The organism is Kitasatospora sp. NPDC001683, assembly GCF_053596495.1.
The window spans coordinates 1-2,721 of sequence record NZ_JBSFGK010000218.1; the positions used below are offsets into that span (position 1 = coordinate 1).

The window sequence follows — 2,721 nt, forward strand, 5'->3', positions numbered from 1 at the left end:
TCAACCCCGGCGCCACCTACACCACCAGCGCCAACTTCTCCTACACCGGCACCAACACCGCCCCCACCGCCTTCACCGTCAACGGCACCCCCTGCCGCGGCGCCGACCAGCCCCCGACCGTCTCGCTCACCTCCCCGGCCGCCGGGCAGACCTTCACCCCGGGCTCCACCGTGAAGCTGTCCGCCGACGCGGCCGACGCGGACGGCACCGTCGCGAAGGTCGCCTTCTACGCCTCGACGTCGGCGGGCAGCAACACCCTGATCGGCACCGCCACCACCGCGCCCTACACCGTCGACTGGGCGAACGTGGCGGCGGGCGACTACTCGGTCACCGCCGTCGCCACCGACGACGCCGGCGCCACCACGACCTCCAGTCCGGTCGCGATCAAGGTGGCCGGCCCGAGCGTGCTGGTCAGCCCGGCCACGCTCGCCGTCCAGCAGGGGAACAGCGGCACCTTCACCGTCGCGCTCTCCCAGGCGCCCACCGCCGACACCACGGTGACGGTGGCCCGTACCGGCAGCGACCCGGACCTCGGCGTCACGTCCGGCGCCAGTCTCACCTTCACCGCCGCCAACTGGAACGTCCCGCAGACCGTCACGGTCGCGGCGGGCACCGACGCGGGCCAGGTCGGTGGCACCGCGACCTTCACCGCCTCCGCCACCGGCTTCGGCTCCGGCGCCGTCACGGTGACCGAGGCGGCGAAGACCTCGGGCTACGACCAGTACTTCCTGGACCTCTACAGCAAGATCAAGAACCCCGCGAACGGGTACTTCAGCCCCCAGGGCATCCCGTACCACGCGGTGGAGACCCTGGTCGTGGAGGCTCCCGACTACGGCCACGAGACCACCTCCGAGACCTACAGCTACTGGCTGTGGCTGGAGGCCGACTACGGGCGGGTGACCGGTGACTGGACGGCCTTCAACAACGCCTGGACCAGCCTGGAGACGAACCTGATCCCCAGCCACGCCCAGCAGCCCGGCCAGAGCACCTACAACCCGGCCAAGCCCGCCCAGTACGGCCCGGAGAAGGCCCAACCCGACCAGTACCCGGTCAAGTTGAACAGCGGCGTGCCGGTCGGCACCGACCCGCTCTCCGGCGAGCTGAACAGCACCTACGGCACCCCGGACGTGTACGCCCCGGCCTGGCTGCTGGACACCGACAACAAGTACGGCTTCGGCCAGTGCGAGGACGGCACCAGCAAGCCCAGCCTGATCAACACCTTCCAGCGCGGCCCGGAGGAGTCGGTCTGGGAGACCGTGCCGCAGCCCGACTGCGACCTGTTCAAGTACGGCAACAGCGGCTCCGGCTTCCTCAGCCTGTACAACGACGGCGGCGGCAACTACAGCAAGCAGTACAAGTACACCGACGCGCCGGACGCCGACGCCCGGCTGGTCCAGGCCGCCTACTGGGCGGAGCAGTTCGCCAAGTCGCAGGGCAAGAGCGCGGCCATCAGCGCGACCCTCGCCAAGGCCGCCAAGCTCGGCGACTACCTGCGCTACTCGCTCTACGACAAGTACTTCAAGCAGGCGGGCAACTGCCTCGGCTCCACCGCCTGCCCGGGCGGCAGCTCCAAGGCGAGCGAGCAACTCGGCCTGCTCACCTGGTACTTCGCCTGGGGCGGAGCGGCCGACGGCGGCTGGTCCTGGCGGATCTCCGGCTCCGCAGCCCACCAGGGCTACCAGAACCCGATGGCCGCCTGGGTGCTCGCCAACGACCCCGGCCTGAAACCGCTCTCGCCGAGCGGAGCCACCGACTGGGCGGGCAGCCTGGACAAGCAGCTCCAGTTCTTCCAGTGGCTGCAGTCCACCGAGGGCGGCATCGCGGGCGGCGCCACCAACAGCTGGGGCGGGAACTACGGCGACGACGCGGCCCCGCCGGCCGGCGACCCGACCTTCTACGGCCTGTACTACGACTGGCAGCCGGAGTACCACGACCCGGCCTCCAACCAGTGGTTCGGGTTCCAGACCTGGTCGATGGAGCGGTTCGCCGAGTACTACTACGCCACCGGCGACACCCGGGCGAAGGCCATCCTCGACAAGTGGGTGCCGTGGGCGATGTCCGTGTCCAAGGCCGACCCGTCCACCGGCACCCTGACCACGCCCGACAAGCTCTCCTGGACGGGCGCTCCCGACACCTGGAGCGCCACCAGCCCCGGCGGCAACGCCGGTCTGCACGTCACCGCGAGCGGCACCGCCACGGACGTCGGTGTGGCCGGCTCGCTCGCCAAGACCCTCGCCTACTACGCGGCCAAGTCCGGTAGCAGCAGCGCCCAGAAGTTCGCCCAGTCCATCCTGGACACCCTGCACGCCAAGTACACCGACAGCCTGGGCTACTCGGCCACCGAGACCCGCGCCGACTTCAGCCGCTTCACCCAGGCATACTCGCCGACCACCCACGAGGGGCTGTACGTCCCGCCCGGCTGGAGCGGCACGTACCCGGACGGCACCAGGATCAGCTCGTCCAGCAACACCTTCCTGTCCATCCGCCCCTGGTACACCAAGGACCCCCAGTGGTCCAAGGTGCAGGCCTACCTCAACGGGGGCGCCGCACCCACCTTCAACTACCACCGGTTCTGGGCCGAGGCGGACATCGCCACCGCTTTCGACGCCTTCGCCCAGCTGTTCCCGACGGTGAACCCGGGCAGCTTTGTGGGTCATGATGTGGTCCGTCCCCTGCGGGCCGTTGCTCCAGCTCTCCCCGGTGAACGAACGGTACGTCACC

General features: G+C 70.0%; 1 protein-coding gene. It reads left to right on the forward strand.

What is annotated here, in order from left to right; all coding sequences use genetic code 11:
- Positions 1 to 2,721: glycoside hydrolase family 48 protein (locus ACWCYO_RS40540; protein ID WP_449787035.1), on the forward strand; the 2,721-nt coding region annotated here is incomplete at both ends.